Below are 19,969 nucleotides of genomic sequence, written 5' to 3'. Positions count from 1 at the left end.
ACGGTCGGGGTGGGAGCGGAGGTCAGGGCAGCTGCGGCAGCTTCGCGCAGTTGCCGGGGGCCGCCGTGCCGTTCAGGCGGGCGGTGAGCCAGGCGAGGGCGTCGTTCTGGTCGGTGAGGAGCGGGGCGAGGTGGTTGGTGAGCAGCCCGACGCCGAGCTGCGGCAGGTCGACCGGCTGGTAGGTGACCTGGCCGCCCTTCGCGCACCAGTCGGCGGCGAGGCGCCGCGACTGCGCGTGCACCACGATGTCGTCGAGGACGCCGCTCGCGACGCGGACGGGCCCGGCGGGCCGCAGCGACCCGAGCCGCTCGCGGGCCAGGACCCGCTGCGCGACCGGCGACCCGGCGATGACCTGCGACAGCGACGACCCGTCCGTCGTCCACTGGCCGCTGCGGGAGAAGGCGTACCGGAGGATCGCGTCGCCGACGCACATGCCGGACAGGTCGGCGAGCGCCGCCCGCCCGGACGCGCCCACGTGCGCGTCGATGACCTTCTTCAGCTCCGGGTAGGTCTGCGACAGCCCGTTGATGGACCAGCCGAGCGCGCCGGCGAGGGCGCTGCCGTCGATGCCCTTGATGACCTCGGCGAGGTCGGCGGGCGGCGCGCCCGCGTAGGTGCCGGCGAGGTGCACGTCCGGGGCGTAGGAGGGCTGGAGCTCGGCCGCCGACGCGGTCGCGCCGCCGCCCTGGCTGTATCCGTACAGCCCGACCGCCGACTTCGCGGTGAGCGACGTCCCGGGCAGCCTGCGCGCGGCGCGGACGGCGTCGAGCACGGCGTGCGCCTGGTCGAAGCGCTCGGCGTAGGTGTGGACGCGGTCGGTCGTGCCGAGCCCGGCGTAGTCGGTGACGACGACGGCGACGCCCGCGTCGAGGAGCCGGTAGACGCTGATGTCCTCGTAGCCGACCGAGACGGTCTGGCCGTTGAAGGTGAGGGGCTTCTCCAGCGCCAGCGACGGCGCGCACTGGTCGCCCTGGCCCATGGTCCCCGACGCGACCGCGACGAGCGGGCGCGGGCCCGCGCCCGTCCACTTCCTGGCCGGCTCGATGTAGGCGCCGGTCACGGCGGTCGCCTTGCCGTTGGCGCCGGTGGACCGGTACATCAGCCGGGTCGCCCTGCCCGGCAGCGGCCCGTCGGCGCCGGCGGCGGTGAGCGCCAGCGGGAGCGGCTCGGTGCGGATCAGCGCCCCGTTCGCGGCGGGCAGCTTCGCGGGCGGGTCGTAGAACGCCGGGATGGTCACCCCGCGCGACACCTCACGGGGGGCGGGCGCGGCGGCGGCGCCCGTCGCGGACGCCACCAGCGCGGCGGCGGCGAGCCCGGCGGCGAGCGGCAGCAGCCGGGCCCGGCGCGGCACGCCCCTCCGTCCCGCCGCCCCGGCCCTGCCCACGCCCGTCCTCGCGCCCGCGTCCCGCGCCATCGGTTCCACCCCTCGCCGGTAAGTTGCCGACGAGTAACATAAGCCTCCGCTTACCGGCCGCACAATGTCGCCGGCGCGCAAATTCCGGTGGATGATTGCGCGGCTGGATGAGTAAGTCCGTAGCGGCGCACAAGGGCGCAACGACCTGCGGGAACGCAAAAAAGGAAACACGAAATGAATGCCGCGCTATAAACGCGCGGCCAGCCCCGGCTGCATTTTTCCCATCGCCCCGGAATTTTCCTGGGCGGAACGCTGTGAAGCCGACCGATGCCGACCGCCGTGATGCGGTCCGGAACCGGGGAGGACGGCGCGCCGCCGGAGGATCCCCGGGCGCCGCGCGCCCCAGACTCTAGCCGATCGGCTAGGCCCGTTTCTAGCCGATCGGCTACCCCGAATGCCCGCCCCGGCCGCCCCCTCACCAAATGACCCCCTGGTCGCCCTCCGTTGACTTGCGGCGTGTTGCGCCATGGGAGCGCTCCCATTAGGCAACACGCCGCATCTCAACAGGAGGTGACCGGGGGGTCAGGGGAGGGCGGGGCGGGTTTCGGGCGGGGCCGGAATTGCGGCCGGCGGAGAGGCGGGCCGGGAGCCTTCGGAGATCCGCTCGATCCCGGTTCGGTGGCCCGCCGGTCGGCGACCGGATCTCGGGCTGCGCGAAGATCGGCCGCCGTTCGCGCCCGCGCCGTCGGAGGAGATCGCTAGGGTCCGGCGCATGACGCACGAAAAGCTTGGAACGCCAGGCGTCGACCCGGTGTGGCGAGCGCGGCTCACCCCCGTCTTCGAGCTGCTGCTCGGCCGTCCCCTGGACGGCTTCGACCCGGCCGCCGACTATGCCGTCTACCTCGGCGGGAACTTCATCAACGAGATCGGGTTCGACCGCGATCCCGCCTGGATCGCCCCGGCCGCCCTCGCCGGCGCCGCGCCGGTCGTCTGGGACTACCCGATCTTCGACCAGGGCGAGCCGCCGGTGCGGTTCGACGCCGGCCGCTCGGTCTTCGAGCTCGACCCGGCCGACCTCCCGGACGGCGTCCCGAGCTTCGGGCGCGGCCTCGTCCGCGGCGCCGACCTCGCCGGGCGCGTGCCGGCGGCGGACTGGTACGTCCCCTACCCGCGGCTCGTCTCCGACGGCACGCTGTTCGACGCGCTGCGCGTCGCGCTCGCCCTCGGCGACGGCCCCGGCGACCTGCTCGACGTCGACGCCGAGGCGGGCGGGGAGTGGGCGGGCGCGCTGGCCGGGATCGAGCCCCCCGAGCTCGCCGCGCACCTCGGCTTCTTCTGCACCGACGGCGAGGCGGGGCTCATGTACCTCGGCACCGAGCGGAGCGGCGGGCCCCTCCTCGCCGGCGAGGGCTGCGAGCTGATCGCCGGCTGGGAGGAGGGGCAGGGCCAGGTCGAGCTGGCCGTCGTCCGGCTGGGCGACCGCGTCGCCGGGCGCGCCGGGGAGCGCGCCGGGGGGCGGGCGGTCAGCCGATGAGGAGCTGCCGGCGCAGGGCGGCGCCGCTGACGCCGAGGCCCTCGCGCAGGTAGCGGTCGAACGAGCCGTACCGGGCCGCGACCTCGTCGAAGCCGGCGTCCAGGTACTCGGGCCGGACCTCCAGCAGCGGCTTGTAGATCGCGGCCTGGGCGGGCGGGAGCTGCGCGAGGACGGCGGCGTTCTCGGCGGCCCGGTAGGTGTTGCTGGCCAGGTAGTCCTGGCGGACGGTGGCGCGCGGGACGCCGAGGGCGGTGAGGATCGCCGCGCTCGCCCAGCCGGTGCGGTCCTTGCCGGCGGTGCAGTGGTAGACCAGGTTCGCCGACCTCGGGTCGGCGGCGGCCGCCAGCAGCGAGCCGTAGGCGGCACGGCCGCTGGCGGAGGACACCATGGCCTTCTCGCCGTCCACCATCATCCGCGCGGCGGCCTCGGGCGAGGTGATCGAGACGTCGGTGCCCGCGGTGCCCGACACGTTCGCGGTGACCGACCTCGCGCCGGCGGGCAGGCGGTCCGGCGACGCGGCCTGCTCGGCGGGGGTGCGCAGGTCGTAGACGGTGCGGACGCCGAGGCGCTTCAGCTTCGCCACGTCGGCGTCGGTGAGCTTGCCGAGGTCGCCGGAGCGGTAGAGGACGCCCATCCGCACCCAGCGGCCGTCGCTCGTGCGGTAGCCGCCCGCGTCGCGGAAGTTCGGCGCGGACGCCAGGTGCAGGGAGCGGTCGGCGAGGGTCAGGGGGCGGCCGCGGTCGGGCACGAGCTCGAACCACCAGCGGTCGGCGGTGCCGAGGTTCCGGACGGTCACGGTGGCCTTGCCGGACGCCGTCGCGACGGGCCGCTCGTGCGAGATCCGGTCCTGCGCCGTCCCCGCGAAGACCGTCACGTGCCGGACGCCGGGGGCGTTCCAGGTGAGCGTGACGGTGCCGTCGGCGTTCTGCGCGACGGTGGCGGCGGTGTAGGGGATGTGCCGCGCGACCTGCCGGTGGGCGGGGGCGGGCGAGGCGAGGGCGGCGGTGCCGGTCCCGGTCGCGAGGAGGGCGCCCGCGAGCGCGGCGCCGGCGATCCGGACGGGTGATGTACGGGTGAACACGGTGTCCGAAACTAGGATCGCCGCCGCAACCTCCGGGGTGCCGCAGGTGAACGGCGCCGGACGGGAAGACGGCGGAAAGCCCCATCGGTGTCGATAAGGGACATGCGTGCCGCGCGGGCGCCGGTGCCGACCGCGTCCGGCCGGCACCGGCGCGCGCGGATCAGGTGAGGATCTGGGTGCTCTCGCAGCCGCTGAAGGTGTCGGGGCCGAACGGCAGCCCGCGCAGGTCGGACACGCAGGCGTCGGTGCCCGCGCCGCCGTTCACGGTGCCCTCGCCCCGGCCGGTGAGCTGGTCGTTCCCGCCGAGCCCCTGGATCTGGTCGTGGCCGTTCACGCCGCCGATGACGTTCGGGCCGGCGTTGCCCGTCAGCACGTCGTCGCCCTGCGACCCGAGCAGGTTCTCCACGTCCGCGCCGATCGTGTCGCGCGCCCCGGCGGGACCGTCCTCGGGCCCGCCGTCGTCGCCGGCCGCGCCGTCGAGGTCGGCCTGCACGCCCACCCGGACCGACGACTCGTCGTAGCCGGCGGTGTCGCTCCCGCCGCCGCCCAGCAGGACGTCGGCGCCGGTCTCGCCGGTCAGCGTGTCGTCGGCGGACCCGCCGGTCAGCCGGTCGTCGCCGGTGCCGCCGAGCAGCGACGACGGCAGGGCCGTCGAGTTGGTGATGGCGTCGTTGCCGTCCAGGCCGCGCACGCGGACGGAGAAGGCCGGGGTGGTGCAGTGGGCCTCGTGCGCGCTCACCATCGTGCAGCCGTCGCCCGCGCTGAAGGTCGCGGTCGCGTCGGTGAGGGAGAGGAACCCGGCGCCGGGCGCGATCGTGATCTGGTCGGCGGCGCCCACCGGGGCGTCGTACCGGAGCACGCCCGCGCCGACGCGCACGACGCCCGGCTTGCAGTCGCCGTAGCAGGGATTCGCCGAGGCGGGCGGCGCGGCGAGCGCGACGGGCAGGGCGGCGAGGCCGGCGGTGAGCGCGAGGGCGCGGAGCGCGCGTCCCCGGCCGTTGTGACGGGTCATCGGATGTCCTTTCACGGTGTGTTGCGGAAGACGGCGGTGCGGTAGCGGTCCGCACGCTTCTCCCGGTCGATGCGGCGCCGCCGTTCGCGGCGCCCACCGGGAAGGCGTGCCAGGCCGTGCCATCGGGGCGGCACGCGATGGCACGGGCGCGGGACGGCGCGGGCGCGCCCGGCCGCATCCGGTCAGCGGGCGCGCGCCGTGAACCGGGCGCCGGGGCGTGCCGTGACCCCGGTACGCGCGGGCGGGGCGGCGGGAACGGCGACCACGGGACGGGTCTGTGAAGAGCGCACGGGATGCGGGGGCGGCCGCGGCCGCATGGCGCGGCGACGTCGAGGCGCCGCTCGCGGCGGGCGAGCGCGCGCTGCACGCCGACGGCGACCTGCGGGCGAGCCGCGCCCTGTTCGAGACCGCCTACCGCGAGGCCGAGCGCTGGGGCGACGGCGAGGCGATGGCGCGGGCCGCGCTCGGCCTCGGCGGCCTGTGGGTGCACGAGCACCGCACGACGGCCGCCGCGGCGACCGCCCGCACCCGCCAGCGCACCGCCCTCGCCGCGATCGACCCGGGCTCCGCGCTCGCGCTCCGGCTCCGCGCCCGGCTCGCGGCCGAGGACGGCCACCGCAGCGGCGACCCCGCCGCCGTCCTCGCGCTGCTCGCCGAGGCCCGGCGGACCGCCGACCCGGTCGCGCGCGCCGACGTCCTCGGCCTCGCCCACCACTGCCTGCTCGGCCCCGACCACGGCGCGCTCCGCCTCGACCTCGCCACCGAGCTCGTCGGCGAGGCGTCCCGCACCGGGCGCCGCGGCGACCTGCCGACGGGCCTGCTCTGGCACGCCTGCGACCTGTTCCTCGCCGGCGACCCGCACGCCGAGCGCAGCCTCGGCGAGCTGCGCGGCCTCCTCGACCGCCGCGACCACCGCGCCGCCCGGTTCGTCCTCCGCGCGCTGGAGACCGCGCTCGCCGTCCGGCACGGCCGCCTCGCCGACGCCGAGGCCCTCGCCGCCGACTGCGCCCGGCGCGGCGAGGAGGCCGGCGACGCCGCCGCCGCGGGCTGGTACGCCGCGCAGCTCGGCACCGTCCGCTGGTACCAGGGCCGCGTCGCCGAATGCCTGGCGCCGCTGACCGAGCTGGCCGCGTCACCGCTGCTCAGCCCGCACGACCACGCCTGCTACGCGGGCCTCGCGGTCGCCGCCGCCGCAGCGGGCGACCGGCGCACCGCCGAGGGCACCCTCGCGCGGCTGCGCGCCCGCCTCCGCGCCCGGACGCCGCGCTCCGGCACCTGGCTGTTCGCGGCGTGCGGCGCCGCCGAGGCCCGCGACCTGCTCGCCCCGTACGCGGAGCTGCCCGCCGTCCTCTGCCTCGGCGCCGCCTGCCTCGGCTCGGTCCGCCACTTCCTCGGCGTCGCCGCGCTGACCCTCGGCGACGCCGGCGGCGCCGTCCACCACCTGCGCCGCGCCGTCGACGCCAACCTCGCCCTCGGGCACTGGCCCGCCGCCGCCCTGTCCCGCGCCCGCCTCGGCGAGGCGCTCGCGCTCCGCGACGGCCCGGCCGACGCGGCGGCGGGCGCGGCGCTCGCCCGCGCGGCGCGCGAGGCCGCCGACCTCGGCATGGCGCCCGCCGCCCGCGCCGCCGGGACGCCCGTCGCCGTCGAGCGCCACGGCAAGGGGTGGCGCGTCGCCGCGGGCGCCCGCGCCGCGGTCGTCGCCGACAGCGTCGGCATGCGGCACCTCGCCGCGCTCGTCGCCAACCCCGGCCGGGACGTCCCGGCCGTCGTCCTCGCCGCCGGCCCCGCGGCCGCCGGGGACGCCCCCGCCGCCCCGTCCGCCCAGCCCGTCCTGGACGGCGAGGCCAAGCGCACCTACCGGCGGCGCCTCGCCGTCCTGGACGAGGAGATCGCCGGGCTGGAGGCCGCCGACCGGCACGACCGCGCCGGCGCCGCCCGCGCCGAGCGCGACTGGCTGGTCGCCGAGCTCGCCGCCGCCGCCGGGCTCGGCGGCCGCACCCGCCGCTTCGCCGACGACGCCGAGCGCGCCCGCACCGCCGTCGGCAAGGCCATCCGCCGCGCCCTGCGCCGCATCGACGACGCCGACCCGCAGCTCGGCGCCGAGCTCCGCGCCACCGTCCACACCGGCCTGCTCTGCTCCTACCGCCCCCGCTGAACGCGACGGCGCCCGGACCGCGAACGGTCCGGGCGCCGTCATCGGCCGACTACTTCGCGAGCTCGAAGCGGTCCGCGTTCATGACCTTGTCCCAGGCGGCGACGAAGTCCGCCACGAACTTGTCCTCGGCATCGTCGCTGGCGTAGACCTCGGCGACGGCGCGCAGCTCGGAGTTCGAGCCGAACACCAGGTCGGCGCGGCTGCCGGTCCACTTCACCTCGCCGGAGGCGTCGCGGCCCTCGAAGGCCTCCGAGTCGTCGTCCACGGCCTTCCACGTGGTGCCCATGTCGAGCAGGTTCACGAAGAAGTCGTTCGTCAGCTGCCCGGGGCGGTCGGTGAGAACGCCGAGCGTCGTCCCCCGGTGGGTCGCGCCGAGGGCGCGCAGGCCGCCGAGCAGGACCGTCATCTCCGGCGCGCTCAGGTTCAGCAGGTTCGCCCGGTCGAGGAGCAGGAACTCGCCCGGCAGCAGGTTGCCCTTCATCAGGTAGTTGCGGAACCCGTCGTGCGAGGGCTCCATGACCGCGAAGGACTCCTCGTCGGTCTGCTCCTGCGTCGCGTCGGTGCGGCCCGGCGTGAACGGCACGGTGACGTCGTGCCCGGCGTCCCTGGCGGCCTTCTCGACGGCGGCGACGCCGCCGAGCACGATCAGGTCGGCGAGCGAGATCTTCTTGCCGCCGGTCTGCTCGGCGTTGAACGCGCCCTGGATCTCCTCCAGCTCGGCCAGCACCCGCGACAGCTCGGCCGGGTCGTTGACCTCCCAGCTGCGCTGCGGCTCCAGCCGGATGCGGGCGCCGTTGGCGCCGCCGCGCTTGTCGGTGCCGCGGAACGAGGCGGCCGACGCCCACGCCGTGGTGACGAGCTGCGCGACCGACAGGCCCGAGTCCAGCAGCCGGCCCTTCAGCGCGGCGACGTCCTCGGGGCCGACGAGCTCGTGGTCGACGGCCGGGACCGGGTCCTGCCAGACCAGCTCCTCGGTCGGGACCTCGGGGCCGAGGTAGCGGACGACCGGGCCCATGTCGCGGTGCGTCAGCTTGAACCAGGCGCGGGCGAAGGCGTCCGCGAACTCGTCGGGGTTCTCCAGGAACCGCCGCGAGATCGGCTCGTAGATCGGGTCGAAGCGCAGCGACAGGTCGGTGGTCAGCATGCCCGGCGCCCGGTTGAGCGTGCCGTCCTCGGGGTCGGGGACGGTGTTGGCGCCCCCGCCGTCCTTGGGCCGCCACTGCTTGGCGCCGGACGGGCTCTCGGTGAGCTCCCACTCGTAGCCGAACAGGATCTCGAAGAAGCTGTTGTCCCACGTGGTGGGCGTGTTGGTCCAGGTGACCTCCAGGCCGCTGGTGTGGGAGTCGCGGCCCTTGCCGGTGCCGTGCGTGCTCTTCCAGCCGAGGCCCTGGTCCTCCAGCGGCGCGCCCTCGGGCTCGGCGCCGATGGCGTCGGCCGGGGCCGCGCCGTGCGTCTTGCCGAAGGTGTGGCCGCCGGCGATCAGCGCGACGGTCTCCTCGTCGTTCATCGCCATCCGGCCGAACGTCTCCCGGATGTCGCGGGCCGCGGCCAGCGGGTCGGGGTTGCCGTTCGGGCCCTCGGGGTTGACGTAGATGAGGCCCATCTGCACGGCGGCGAGGGGCTTCTCCAGGTCGCGCTCGCCGCTGTAGCGCTCGTCGTCCAGCCAGGCGGACTCCGGACCCCAGAACACGTCCTCGTCGGCCTCCCAGGCGTCCTCGCGGCCGCCGCCGAACCCGAACGTCTTCAGGCCCATGGTCTCCAGCGCCACGTTCCCGGCGAGGATCATCAGGTCGGCCCAGGAGATCTTCCGGCCGTACTTCTTCTTCACCGGCCAGAGGACGCGGCGGGCCTTGTCCAGGCTCGCGTTGTCGGGCCAGCTGTTCAGCGGCGCGAACCGCTGCTGGCCCGCGCCGGCGCCGCCCCGGCCGTCGCTGACGCGGTAGGTGCCGGCGCTGTGCCAGGCCATCCGGATGATGAGCGGGCCGTAGTTGCCGAAGTCGGCCGGCCACCAGTCCTGCGAGTCGGTGAGGACACGAGCGATGTCCTGCTTCACCGCCGGCAGGTCGAGGCTGTTGAACGCCGCGGCGTAGTCGAAGTCCGCGCCGAGCGGGTTCGTCACGGGCGGGTTCTTGGACAGCAGCCGAAGGTTGAGCCGGTCCGGCCACCAGCCGCGGTTGCCGCCGCCCTGCGTCGGGTGCAGCGCGCGCTTGCGCGCGACCGGGCAGCCGCCCTCGCCGTCGGCGGACGTCGGGGTGACGGGCTCGTTGTTCTCTGGCATGTCGTTCCTCCAGCGGGGCGGTCGAAAGCCTTAGGAAGTGGAGCAGGCGGGGCAGAGGCCCCAGTACACGACCTCGGCCTCGTCGATCGAGAAGCCGTGGTCCTCGGACGCGGTCAGGCAGGGCGCCTCGCCGACGGCGCAGTCGACGTCGGCGATGGTCCCGCACGACCGGCACACCAGGTGGTGGTGGTTGTCGCCGATCCGCGTCTCGTAGCGCGCCACCGAGCCGGACGGCTGGATGCGGCGCAGCAGCCCCGCCGCCGTCAGCGCGTGCAGCGAATCGTAGACGGCCTGGTGCGACACCTTCGGGATCTCCCGCCGCACGGCACCGATGATCGTGTCGGTGTCGGCGTGCGGATGCGCGTGCACCGCGCCGAGCACCGCGAGCCGAGGCCGGGTGACGCGGAGCGCGGTGCCGCGGAGCAGCCGCTCGAAGTCCGGAGGTGTGACCACGCACACAGGCTGGACCCTAAACTTGAATCAGTCAACACTCTGCCGTGATCGACTTGCGCCGGCGCGCCGCGCGGCGCCGTCCGGATGTGACAGAAGGGCGTCATTGCGGACGCCGGCGGGCGGTGGTGACAATGGGTGCATGCCCCTCGCCCACCGCGTCGTCGTCATCGCCTTCCCGGGCGTCGACCTCCTCGACGTCACCGGGCCCGCCGAGGTGTTCTCCCTGGCGAACCGGGAGCTCGGCGCGGCGGCCTACGACGTCGTGCTGGCCGCCCCGGACGGCGGCGCGGTCCGCACCGCGGCGGGCGTCCGGGTCGTCGCGGACCTGACCCTCGCCGAGGTCGGCGCCCGCGTCGGGACGCTGATCGTCCCCGGCGCGGTGGACCCCGGGCCGGACGGCCCGGTGCCGCGCGTCGACCCCGCGCTGGTGGCGTGGATCCGGGAGACCGCGCCGCACGCGGCCCGGATCGCCTCGGTCTGCGTGGGCGCGCACCTGCTGGCCGCGGCGGGCCTGCTGGACGGGCGGGCCGCGACCACGCACTGGTCCACCGCGGCCCGGCTGGCCGCCGACCACCCGCGGGTCCGCGTCGACCCCGACCCGATCTTCGTGCGGTCCGGCCGGATCTGGACCGGCGCCGGGATCAGCGCCTGCATGGACCTGGCACTGGCGCTGGTCGCCGAGGACCACGGCGAGCGGGTCGCCCTCGCCGTCGCCCGGCAGCTCGTGGTGTACCTCAAGCGGCCGGGCGGCCAGAGCCAGTTCAGCGTCCCGCTGCGGCAGCCCCCCGCGGCCCGCCGCGACATCGACGAGCTGCGGGCGTGGATCGCCGAGAACCTGGCCGGCGACCTGTCCGCCGCCCGGCTGGCCGGCCGCATGCACCTGAGCGAGCGGCACTTCGCCCGGGTGTTCCGGCAGGAGACGGGCGGCACGCCCGCCGCCTACGTCGAGGCGGCCCGCGTGGAGGCCGCCCGCCGGCTGCTGGAGGGCACCGACCTCCCCCTCGACCGGGTCGCGGACGGGTGCGGGCTCGGCTCGGTGGAGACCCTCCACCGCGCCTTCCGGCGCCGCCTCGCCACCACGCCCGCGACCTACCGGCGGCGCTTCCGCGTCGCCTGACCCCTCGAACCGACCCCTCAACCCGTACGTGCGAAGGAGTTCCACCATGCCCACGAGCGCCACGCTCCGCGAAGTGTCCGGCCTGCCGACCGCCCCGGCCGGGTTCGGCGCGTCCGCCCTGATCGTCATCGACGCGCAGAACACCTACCGGACCGGCCCGATGGCGCTGGAGGGCGTCGACGCCGCGCTCGCCGAGACGGCCCGGCTGCTGGACCGCGCCCGCGCCGCCGGCGCCCCGGTGATCCACGTCGTGCACGACGGCGGCGCGGGCAGCCCCTACGACCTCACCGCCGAGAGCGGCCGGATCTGCGCCGCCGTCGCGCCCCTCGAGGGCGAGCGCGTCGTGGTGAAGAACTTCCCGAACTCCTTCCACCGCACCGACCTGGCCGAGGCGCTGGAGGGCCTCGGGCGCCAGGACCTCGTCCTCGCCGGGTTCATGACGCACATGTGCGTCAACTACACGGCGCAGGGCGCGTTCAACCGCGGCTACCGGTCGACGGTGGTGGCCGCCGCGACCGCCACCCGCACCCTGGCCGCGCCGGACGGCGCGCCGCTCCCGGCCGCCGACCTGCAACGCGCCGCGCTCACCGGCATCGGCGACCTGTTCGCCCTCGTCGTCCCCGACGCCGACGCCGTCCCGGAATAGCCGCCCGGCCCTACGGCGCGTGGGCGCGGCCGAGGAGCCGGCGGGCGAGGACGAGGCGGGTGGCGCCGGCGGTGCCGTCGCCGAGTTCGGTGCCGATGAGGTCGCGGAGGCGGCGGGCGATGGGCAGGTCTTCGGACCAGCCGAGGTGCCCGAAGGTGAGGAGGGCCTGGTGGGCGGCGTCGACGGCGGCCTTCGGCGCCCACCACTTGGCCATGTTGGCCTCGGTGCGGTGGTCGAGGCCGGCGTCCTTGCGCCAGAGCGCCTCGTAGGCGACGAGGCGGGCGAGGTGCAGGGCGGTGGCGTGCTCGGCCAGCGGGAACGCGACGCCCTGGTAGGCGCCGATGGGGCGCCCGAACGTCTCTCGTGCGCGGGCGTGGTCGAGGGCCTCGCGGAGGGACGCCGACGCGGCGCCGACCGCCATCAGGGCCAGCAGCGCCCGCGAGTAGTCGAACCCCCGCATGACCTGCACGAACCCGAGGCCGGGGCCGCCGATGACGGCGTCCGCGCCGACCGTCACCCCGTCGAACGTCAGGGTGGCGCGGCCGCCCGCGCGGCTGCCGAGGTCGCGGAGCGGCGTGCGGGTGACTCCCGGAGCGTCCAGCGGCGTGAAGAAGGCGGTGACGCCGCGCGCGCCGGGGCCGCCCGTGCGGGCGAACACGACGCCGTGGGTGGCGTACATGCCGAGCATCGTGGAGGTCTTCACGCCGTGCAGCACCCAGCCCGCGCCTGACTCTTGGGCGCGCGTCTCGACGCTCGCCGCGTCCGTCCCGTGGTCGGGTTCGGTGAGGCACAGCGCGAGGACGGACTCCCCGGCGGCGGCGGGCGGCAGCCACGCGCGGCACTGCTCGGGCGTCGCGTTGTTGTCCAGGATCGCGCCGATCAGCGCCGCGTTCAGCACGGCGTAGCAGGGCGTGAGGTCCCCGGCGGCCAGCTCCTCCAGGGCGATGCCGAGGCTCACCGAGTCGGCGCCGCGCCCGCCGTAGGCGGCGGGGATACCGAGCGCGAACAGCTCCTGCTCGGCGAGCTCGGCGAACAGGCCGTCGCGGAACCGGCCCGCGCGGTCGGCCTCGGCGGCGAGCGGCGCCATCCGCTCGGCGGCGAACGCCCGGACGCGCTTGGCGAGGGCCTCCTGCTCGGGGGAGAAAGCGAAGTCCACGGGATCTCCTCAGCCCTCGCCGCGCAGCCGCTCGCGGAGCACGAACTTCTGGATCTTGCCGGACGGGGTCGTCGGCAGCGCGTCGGCGAACTCCAGCCGCTCGGGCCAGTACTGCTTGGCCATCCCGAGCGCCGCCAGGTGCGCCCGCACGTCGGCGAGGTCGGGCCGCCGGCCCCGGCAGACGAGCACCGCGCAGGCGCGCTCGCCGAGCCGCTCGTCGGGGTAGCCGACGACCGCGACGTCCCGGACGGCGGCGTGCCGCCGCAGCGCCGCCTCCACCTCCACGACGGGGATCTTCTCGGCGCCGCGCGAGATGAGGTCCTTGGCCCGCCCGGCGATGCGGACGCCGCCGTACCCGTCGTCGCGGGCGAGGTCGCCGGTGTCGAACCACCCGTCGGGGGTCAGCGACGCCGCGTACACCTCGGGCCGCCGGAAGTAGCCGAGGCACTGGCCCGCGCCGCGCACCTGGAGCGCCCCGACGCCGCCGGCGCCGTCACCGCCGCCCTCGATCCGGACCTCCATGCCGGGGACGGGCGTCCCGTCGCTCTCGGCGGCCCGCATCGGCGGGTCCTCGGGCCGGGTGATGGTGACGCAGCCGTTCTCGGTCATGCCCCACAGCGCGTACAGGCGGCAGCCGAGAACGTCCCCGGCCTGCTCGACGACGACGGGCGGGATCGGCGCGCTGCCCGTCGCGAACACCGCGAGCCGCGACAGGTCGCGGGGCGCGGCGCGCTGCGCCTCGATGAGGTCGGCGAGGAACGTCGGCGCGCCCATGAAGAAGCTCACCCGCTCCTCCGCCAGGATCGCCAGCATCGCGTCCGCGTCCCAGGCGTCGACGTGGACGGACGTCGCGCCGAGCAGCAGCGGCATGAGGAAGTTCCAGGTGAAGCCCGCCTGGTGGGTGGTCGGCGAGCCCATCGCCGTCACCTCGCCGCCGGTGAGGTGCAGGACGTCGGCCTGGGCGCGGTTCATCGCGTACAGGGTGTTGTGCGAGTGCACGACGCCCTTCGGCTCCCCGGTCGTCCCCGACGTGAAGATCACCTGGAAGGGGTCGTCGGGACCGGCCGCCGCGTCCGCGGGCGCCGGCGCCCAGTCGCCGCCGAGCAGGTCGCGGTCGAAGTCCAGGACGCCGGGGGCGCCGCCCTCGGGGGCGTCCAGCAGCACCCGGTGCCGCAGGCCCGGCAGGCCGGCGGCGATCTCGGCCGCCATGTCGCCGTAGGAGAAGCCGCGCCACTCGGCCGCCGCGACGTAGACGGGGCTGCCGGTGAGCCGCAGCGCGAACTCCACCTCCCGGCGCCGCATGATCGGCACGATGGGGCCGATCGCGGCGCCGATCCGCGCGCACGCCAGGCTGAGCGCGACGAACCGCCAGCCGTTCGGGAGCTGCGCCGCGACGATGTCGCCGCGCCGCACGCCGAGCCCGGCGAGGCCGGCGGCGAGCCGCTCGACGGCGCCGGCGAGCCCGGCCCACGTCAGCGTCTCGCGCGGCGCGCCGTCCACGCGGCGGCTCACGATCGCGGTGCCGTCCGGGTCGGCGGCCGCGGCCCGCCGCAGGTCGTCGAGGAAGGTCTCGTCGCGCCAGTGGCCGGCGGCGCGCCAGGCGTCGGGTCCTGCTGTCGGATGGGTCGGCATGCCCGCATCCTGCGAGGCGTTCCGGCGGCGCGGAAACCTCCCGGCGTCGACAACATGTGGACATCCGCCGGGACGCGCGTAGTGCCACGATGGACGCGGGCCTCAACGCCGCGTCGAGGCCCGTCCCCCCGGTGTGGATGTGCGGAGGCGCGGGGTGTCCTTAGCTGAGATCGGCTCCGAGCTGAACCCGGCAGAAGGGACGCTTATGTCCATCGACCACGCAGCGCAGCGCGTCGCGCTCGCGGACCCCGCCCTCGGGCGCCGCACCCCCGGCGAGGAGTTCGCCTGGGCGGTGACGGGCGCCCCGCAGGGCCGCGACGTCGAGGTGCCGTTCCGGGTCGCGCTCCCGCAGTCGTTCCCGCTGTTCGCGACCCGCCCCCGCTACGCGGTGCGGCACCTGCTGAAGACGGCGACCGTCCCTGACCGCGCCGTCCCCTACGTCCACGAGGCGCCGCAGGCCGGCCCCGCGCGCGCGGGCACGACGTACGCGACGGTGCCGGAGGCGGGTTTCACCGCCAGCGTCCGGTCGGCCGCGCTGACCGACCTCACCGTCACCGTCCCGCTGCCGAAGGGCCTGGCGGACGAGCCGTCGCTGCTGGCCGCGTTCATCGACTACCGGGTGCTCGTGCGGCTGTCGGCGGTGGAGAACGACGCGCTCCTGCACGGCACGCCCGACGGCGCCATCGAGGGCCTGCTGACGCTCCCGCAGGCGCGCCGCGGCCCGCTCGCCGGGGACCTCGGGGACGTGCTGACGGCGGCGGCCGCCGAGGTCGAGACGACCGGCGGCTCCTGCGACGGCGCCGTCGTCCACCCGGCCGTCTACTGGCGGCTCGTGCGCGCCGGGCTGCTCGGCCTGCTCAACGCCGCCGGGATCACGGTGTCGCGCACCCGGATGATCCCCGAAACGCAGGTGCTGCTCGGCGACTTCAAAGCCGCCGTCACGCTCCTCGACCCGGGCGTCGGGTCGCTCGTCCTGCACCGGGGCGCCGGGCCCGACGGCGCCGACACCGTGGAGGCCCGCACCCGCAGCGGCCTCGCCCTGCACCTGCCGCAGCACTTCCTCCTGCTGGGCGATGACTGACGCGCCCGTCCGTGTTCTCTACATCACGGGCTGGCTGCGGACGGGCAGCACCCTGCTCGGCAACGTCCTGAACGAGCTGCCCGGGGTGTTCCACGCGGGCGAGCTGCACTACCTGTGGCGCAACGGCGTCCTGCGGACCGGCACCAACACGCTCTGCGGGTGCGGCGAGGACCTGGCGGCCTGCCCCCTGTGGTCGGCCGTCCTCGCCGGCCGCGACCCCGCCGACGCCCGACGCATGGAGGGCTGGCAGCGGACGCTGCTCCGCACCCGCCACACCCCCCGCCGCCTGGCCGAGGCGCGCGGGCGGACCCCCGCGCCGGGCGTCCGCGAGGCGCTGGACCGCATGGCCGGCCTCTACGCCGACGTCGCCCGCCACAGCGGCGCCGGCACGATCGTGGACGGCTCGAAGTACCCGGCCGAGCCCGCCGCGCTCCTCGGCCGCCCCGGCCTCGACCTGCGCATCGTCCACCTCGTCCGCGACCCCCGCGCCATCGCCCACTCCTACCGCAAGGGCAAGGGCTACATCGACCCGCGCACGCCCCTGGACAGCACCCGGCACTGGACGGGCGCCAACGTCGCGTCCGAGCTCGTCGGGCGCGCCGCCGCGGGCCGCTACCTGCGGATCCGGCACGAGGACCTGGCGGCCGACCCCGCCGGGACGGTCGCGCGGGTGATGGCGTTCGCCGGGCTGCCGGGCGATCCGCCCGTGGCGGCGGACGGGACCGCCGTCCTCGGCGGCAACCACACCGTCACCGGCAACCCCGACCGGCTGCGGCGCGGCCCCGTCGCGGTCCGCCCGGACGGCGCCTGGCGGGCCGGGCTCGCGCCGCGCGACGCGGCGGTCGCGACCCTGCTCGCCGGGCCGCTGCTGCACCGCTACCGCTACCCCCTGCGGCCCTGACGGCGGGCGACGGAGAAGGAGACGCGATGGACCTCGGACTCACCGGACGGGTCGCCCTGGTGGCGGCGGCGAGCAGCGGCCTCGGCCTCGCCGTGGCCAGGACGCTGGCGGCGGAGGGCGCCCACGTGGCGGTCTGCGCCCGCGACCCCGACCGGCTCGCCCGCGCGCACGCCGAGATCGACGCCTGCGGCCCCGGCAAGGTGCTCAGCGCGTCCGTCGACCTCACCGACGACGACGCGGCGGGCGCGTGGGTGCGGGACGTCGCCGCCGAGATGGGCGCGCTGCACATCGTGGTGACCAACTCCGGCGGCGTCCCGCACGGGCCCGTCGACGCGTTCGGCACCGCCGCCTACCGGGAGGCGCTCACCGGCAACACCGTCCCGCACGTCGCGGTGGCGCTCGCGGCGCTGCCGCACCTCACCGCGGCGGGCTGGGGCCGCATCCTCATGATCACCTCGGAGGCGGTGCGGCAGCCGCTCGCCGACACCGGCCTGTCGGCGGTGGCGCGGCTCGGCGTCCTCGGGTTCGCCAAGGGCCTCGTCGGCACGCTCGGCGCGCGGGGCGTCACCGTGAACGTCCTCGCGCCCGGCTTCCACCGCACCAAGGCCCTCGACGAGCAGTTCGGCGCGGACGTGGAGCGGGCCGTCGCGGAGGTCGCCGAGACCCTGCCGCTCGGCAGGGTCGGGCGGGCCGAGGACTTCGGCGCGATCGTGGCGTTCCTCGCGAGCGAGCAGGCGTCGTTCGTCACCGGGACGGTCCTGCTGGTGGACGGCGGCAACAGCCGCGGGCTCGCCTGATGGAGCAGGTCGCCCGGGACGCCCCGCCGGCGGCGGGAACGGCCTGGTGGAAGGTGTTCGCCGGGCTGCTCGCCGCCCTGTTCACCACCTTCACCGCGTTCGGCGCCGTGATCCCCGTGCTGCCCCGGCTCGTGGTGGACGAGCACGGCGGGTCGCCGCTCGCCGTCGGCGCCCTGTTCACCTGCACCGCGATCGTCGCGCTGCTCGTCCGCCCCTACGGGGGGCAGGCGGCGCAGCGGTTCGGGTGCCGCCGGGTGATGGCGGCGGGCGCGGGCATCGCCGTCGCGGTCGGCGTCCTGTACACGCTGCCGCTCGGCCTGCCGGGCCTGTTCGCCGCGCGGCTGGTGATGGGCGTCGGCGAGGCGCTGCTGTTCACCGCCGGGTCGGTGTGGACGGTGCACCTGGCGCCCGAGCACCGGCGCGGCCAGATCGTCGGCTGGTACGGGCTGGCGATGTGGAGCGGGCTGTCGGCCGGCCCCGCCCTCGGCGAGCTGCTCTACCGGACCGGCTCCTACGCCGCCGTGTGGACGGCCGCCGTCGCGCTGCCCGCCGTCGCGCTGCTCGTGCTGTCGCGGCTGCCGCGCGACGCCGACGCGGGCGCGGCGGTGTCGCGGCGGCTGCTGCCGCCCGCCGCGATCCTGCCCGGCCTGTCGCTCGCCGCGGGCGCCTTCGGCTACGCGGTGATCGTCGGGTTCGGGGCGCTCGCGCTCGCCGACCGGGGCCTGCCGAACGGGCCGGTGCTGCTCAGCGTGTTCAGCGCCGCCTACGTGGGGGTGCGGCTGCTCGCCGGGCGGCTGCCCGACCGGGTCGGCCCGGTCAAGGTGATCATGGTGTCGAGCGGGTGCGAGGCGGCCGGGCTGCTGCTCGTCGGGCTCGCCCCGTCCTGGTGGGCGGCGGCGCTCGGCGCGCTCGTCGCGGGCGGCGGGTTCACCCTGCTCTACCCCTCGCTCGCGCTCATCACGATCGACCGCGCCCCCGAGGCCGAGCGGGGCGCCGCGCTCGGCGCCGTCAGCTCCTTCCTGGACCTGTCGGTCGGCGTCGCCGGGCTCGTCGGCGGCGCCGTCGCCGAGCTCAGCTACCCCGCGACGTTCGCGCTCGCGGCGCTGCTGGTCCTCGGGTCGCTGCCGGTCGTGCCGGTCGCGGCGCGCGGCGTCAGGCGGGGGAGCTGAGCCAGTCGCGGACGGCCGCCGCCAGCACCGTCCGCGCGTGCCGGTACTCGGCGGCGTCGAGCCGCTCGTGCGGGGTGTGGTCCAGGCGGGCGTCCCCGGGGCCGTAGGCGACCATCGGGACGCCCTCCCACGTCGTGGCGAGGGTGTTCATGTCGCTGCTGCCCTTCTTCGCCAGGTACCGGGGCGTGCTCCCGGCGGCCCGCAGCGCCCGCGTGAACGCGCGCGCGAGACTCGACGAGCGCGGCGTCACCACGCCCGGCGTGCAGCGCTGGAAACCGACGGTCACCGGGGCCGGCACGACCGCGCGGACGGCGGCGCGCAGGTCGGCCGTCGCGACGCCCGGCGGCACCCGCACGTCGATGACGGCCTCCCCGGCCTGCACGTCGCCGCGGTTGCGGGCGTCCACGCCGAGGACCGCGACGAGCGCGTCCGGGTCGAGCGCGGCGACGGCTTCGCGGACGGACGCCGCCGCGTCCACCATCCGGTCGGCGGCGGTCCGCACGCCGCGCCCGGCGGTGTGCGCGGTCGGCTCGCGGACCGACAGCAGGATCTTGCAGAGGCCGTGGTAGCCGACGGTGAGGGCGTGCGCGCCGCTCGGCTCGCCGATCACGACGGCGTCGGCGGGGTAGTGGTCGCGGACGTGGAACGCGCCGCTGGAGGTGACCTCCTCCTGCACCGCGCCGACGACCCGGACCCGCGCGCCCGCCGGGACGTCCAGCCCGGCGAGCGTCTGGAGGTAGGCGACGAGGCTCGCCTTGGCGTCCACGCTGCCGCGCCCGGTGAGGACGTCGCCGTGCCAGCGGGCGGGCCAGCGGTGCGGGACGGTGTCGAGGTGCCCGAGCAGCAGCAGCCGCCGGGGGCCGTCCCCGCGCGTGGCGACCAGGTTGCCCGCCGCGTCCACCTGCGCGTCGAGGCCGATCTCGGCGCACCAGCCGGCGAGGTACTCGGCGAGGTCGCGCTCGTCGCCCGACACCGAGGAGATCTGCACGGCCCGCGAGAGCGGTTCGAGGTCGGCGGCGGGCGCCGAGGTCCGCCACAGCCGCGTCCCGGCCGCCGGGGACAGCGTGCCCTCGGCGCAGATCACGACGTCGGCGGCGAGGCCGTCCAGCACGACGCTTCCCGCGCCCGGTGCGAGCCGCACGTGGTCGGCGTCCAGGTCGCGGGCCAGGGCGAGGACGTCGCCGGTGCCGTCCGCCTCCACCGCCGCGGTGCCCGCGTGGTCGAGCAGGACGCCGAGGGCGCGTGCGTCCCGGCCCGCCGCCGCGAGGCCGGCCGCGCGCAGCGCGCCCGCCGGGCCGGCGGCGAGGACCCGGCCGCGCCCGGCGAGCGCGGCGAGGTCCGCTAGCGGGCCGGGCGACGGCGCGGGCGGGAGCTGCACCACGGTCAGGGGACGGTAGGCGGGCGCGGGCATGGGACTCCCTGCTCTGGCGGACGGGGGCTCCGGTCATGCTCACACCCGCCGCCGCCGGGCCCCGTCAGCCGCGCGTCGACACCGGCGGCCCCCCGGCGTCCACCCCGTTTCGACGCCTGGACGACGGTCGCGGCGGCGCCGCCCTTCCTACGATCGCAGCGCGTCCTGACCGGACGCCCGCCCCGAAGGGAT

At 76.5% G+C, this 19,969-nt stretch carries 16 protein-coding genes; 8 read left to right on the top strand and 8 right to left on the bottom strand.

Annotation, left to right across the window (positions count from 1 at the left end):
• Positions 1-22 precede the first annotated feature (22 nt).
• A complete protein-coding gene (locus K1Y72_RS31030) occupies positions 23-1,351 on the bottom strand; it encodes a lipase family protein (RefSeq protein WP_220170078.1) in 1,329 nt (442 codons plus the stop codon).
• Between the two features lie 775 nt (positions 1,352-2,126).
• On the opposite strand from K1Y72_RS31030, the gene K1Y72_RS31025 reads away from it, so the two are divergent.
• Positions 2,127-2,888 carry a hypothetical protein gene (locus tag K1Y72_RS31025; protein ID WP_220170077.1) on the top strand — a complete coding sequence of 254 codons (762 nt, stop codon included), beginning with the start codon at positions 2,127-2,129 and terminating at the stop codon, positions 2,886-2,888.
• On the opposite strand, the gene K1Y72_RS31020 is transcribed toward K1Y72_RS31025, so the two are convergent.
• Both K1Y72_RS31020 and K1Y72_RS31015 read right to left on the bottom strand, forming a co-directional pair.
• Positions 2,878-3,969, bottom strand: coding sequence for a tyrosine-protein phosphatase (locus K1Y72_RS31020; protein ID WP_220170076.1), 1,092 nt, complete (start codon positions 3,967-3,969; stop codon positions 2,878-2,880). The genes K1Y72_RS31025 and K1Y72_RS31020 overlap by 11 nt on opposite strands.
• A 160-nt stretch (positions 3,970-4,129) precedes the next feature.
• Positions 4,130-4,981, bottom strand: a complete 852-nt coding sequence (locus K1Y72_RS31015; RefSeq protein WP_220170075.1) for a calcium-binding protein — start codon at positions 4,979-4,981, stop codon at positions 4,130-4,132.
• Positions 4,982-5,258: 277 nt separating this feature from the next.
• On the opposite strand from K1Y72_RS31015, the gene K1Y72_RS31010 reads away from it, so the two are divergent.
• Positions 5,259-7,136, top strand: coding sequence for a hypothetical protein (locus K1Y72_RS31010; RefSeq protein ID WP_308287304.1), 1,878 nt, complete (start codon positions 5,259-5,261; stop codon positions 7,134-7,136).
• A gap of 49 nt (positions 7,137-7,185) precedes the next feature.
• Here the strand turns inward: K1Y72_RS31010 and katG are convergent, their stop codons facing one another.
• Positions 7,186-9,414, bottom strand: coding sequence for a catalase/peroxidase HPI (gene katG, locus K1Y72_RS31005; RefSeq protein WP_220170074.1), 2,229 nt, complete (start codon positions 9,412-9,414; stop codon positions 7,186-7,188).
• Positions 9,415-9,444: 30 nt separating this feature from the next.
• A complete protein-coding gene (locus K1Y72_RS31000; protein ID WP_220170073.1) occupies positions 9,445-9,867 on the bottom strand; it encodes a Fur family transcriptional regulator in 423 nt (140 codons plus the stop codon).
• A gap of 139 nt (positions 9,868-10,006) precedes the next feature.
• Between K1Y72_RS31000 and K1Y72_RS30995 the strand changes: the two genes are divergently transcribed.
• Entirely contained in the window at positions 10,007-10,984 is a 978-nt protein-coding gene (locus tag K1Y72_RS30995; protein ID WP_220170072.1) for a GlxA family transcriptional regulator, read from the top strand.
• A gap of 46 nt (positions 10,985-11,030) precedes the next feature.
• Positions 11,031-11,630, top strand: a complete 600-nt coding sequence (locus tag K1Y72_RS30990) for a cysteine hydrolase family protein (RefSeq protein ID WP_220170071.1) — start codon at positions 11,031-11,033, stop codon at positions 11,628-11,630.
• A gap of 10 nt (positions 11,631-11,640) precedes the next feature.
• Here the strand turns inward: K1Y72_RS30990 and K1Y72_RS37435 are convergent, their stop codons facing one another.
• Positions 11,641-12,786 (bottom strand): acyl-CoA dehydrogenase family protein, encoded by a 1,146-nt coding sequence (locus tag K1Y72_RS37435; RefSeq protein ID WP_220170070.1) that lies wholly within the window; start codon positions 12,784-12,786, stop codon positions 11,641-11,643.
• 9 nt (positions 12,787-12,795) lie between these two features.
• Positions 12,796-14,418 carry an AMP-binding protein gene (locus K1Y72_RS30980; protein ID WP_220170069.1) on the bottom strand — a complete coding sequence of 541 codons (1,623 nt, stop codon included), beginning with the start codon at positions 14,416-14,418 and terminating at the stop codon, positions 12,796-12,798.
• Between the two features lie 205 nt (positions 14,419-14,623).
• Here K1Y72_RS30980 and K1Y72_RS30975 point away from each other — a divergent pair, with 205 nt between their 5' ends.
• The 4 genes from K1Y72_RS30975 to K1Y72_RS30960 are packed head-to-tail and all read left to right on the top strand — an operon-like array spanning position 14,624 to position 18,366.
• A complete protein-coding gene (locus K1Y72_RS30975; RefSeq protein WP_220170068.1) occupies positions 14,624-15,499 on the top strand; it encodes a family 3 encapsulin nanocompartment shell protein in 876 nt (291 codons plus the stop codon).
• A complete protein-coding gene (locus tag K1Y72_RS30970; RefSeq protein WP_220170067.1) occupies positions 15,492-16,400 on the top strand; it encodes a sulfotransferase in 909 nt (302 codons plus the stop codon). The genes K1Y72_RS30975 and K1Y72_RS30970 overlap by 8 nt, the downstream gene beginning before the upstream one ends.
• A gap of 26 nt (positions 16,401-16,426) precedes the next feature.
• On the top strand, positions 16,427-17,197 hold the full coding sequence (locus K1Y72_RS30965; protein WP_220170066.1) for an SDR family NAD(P)-dependent oxidoreductase: 771 nt from the start codon (positions 16,427-16,429) through the stop codon (positions 17,195-17,197).
• Positions 17,197-18,366, top strand: a complete 1,170-nt coding sequence (locus tag K1Y72_RS30960) for an MFS transporter (RefSeq protein WP_220170065.1) — start codon at positions 17,197-17,199, stop codon at positions 18,364-18,366. The genes K1Y72_RS30965 and K1Y72_RS30960 overlap by 1 nt, the downstream gene beginning before the upstream one ends.
• On the opposite strand, the gene K1Y72_RS30955 is transcribed toward K1Y72_RS30960, so the two are convergent.
• Entirely contained in the window at positions 18,350-19,777 is a 1,428-nt protein-coding gene (locus K1Y72_RS30955; RefSeq protein ID WP_220170064.1) for a M20/M25/M40 family metallo-hydrolase, read from the bottom strand. The genes K1Y72_RS30960 and K1Y72_RS30955 overlap by 17 nt on opposite strands.
• Between the last annotated feature and the right edge of the window lie 192 nt (positions 19,778-19,969).

This window comes from Actinomadura parmotrematis (genome assembly GCF_019458805.1).
GTDB classification, from domain to species: Bacteria; Actinomycetota; Actinomycetes; order Streptosporangiales; family Streptosporangiaceae; genus Spirillospora; species Spirillospora parmotrematis.
Note: the sequence above shows the minus strand (reverse complement) of the source record. Positions and strands in the feature narration are given on the sequence as shown.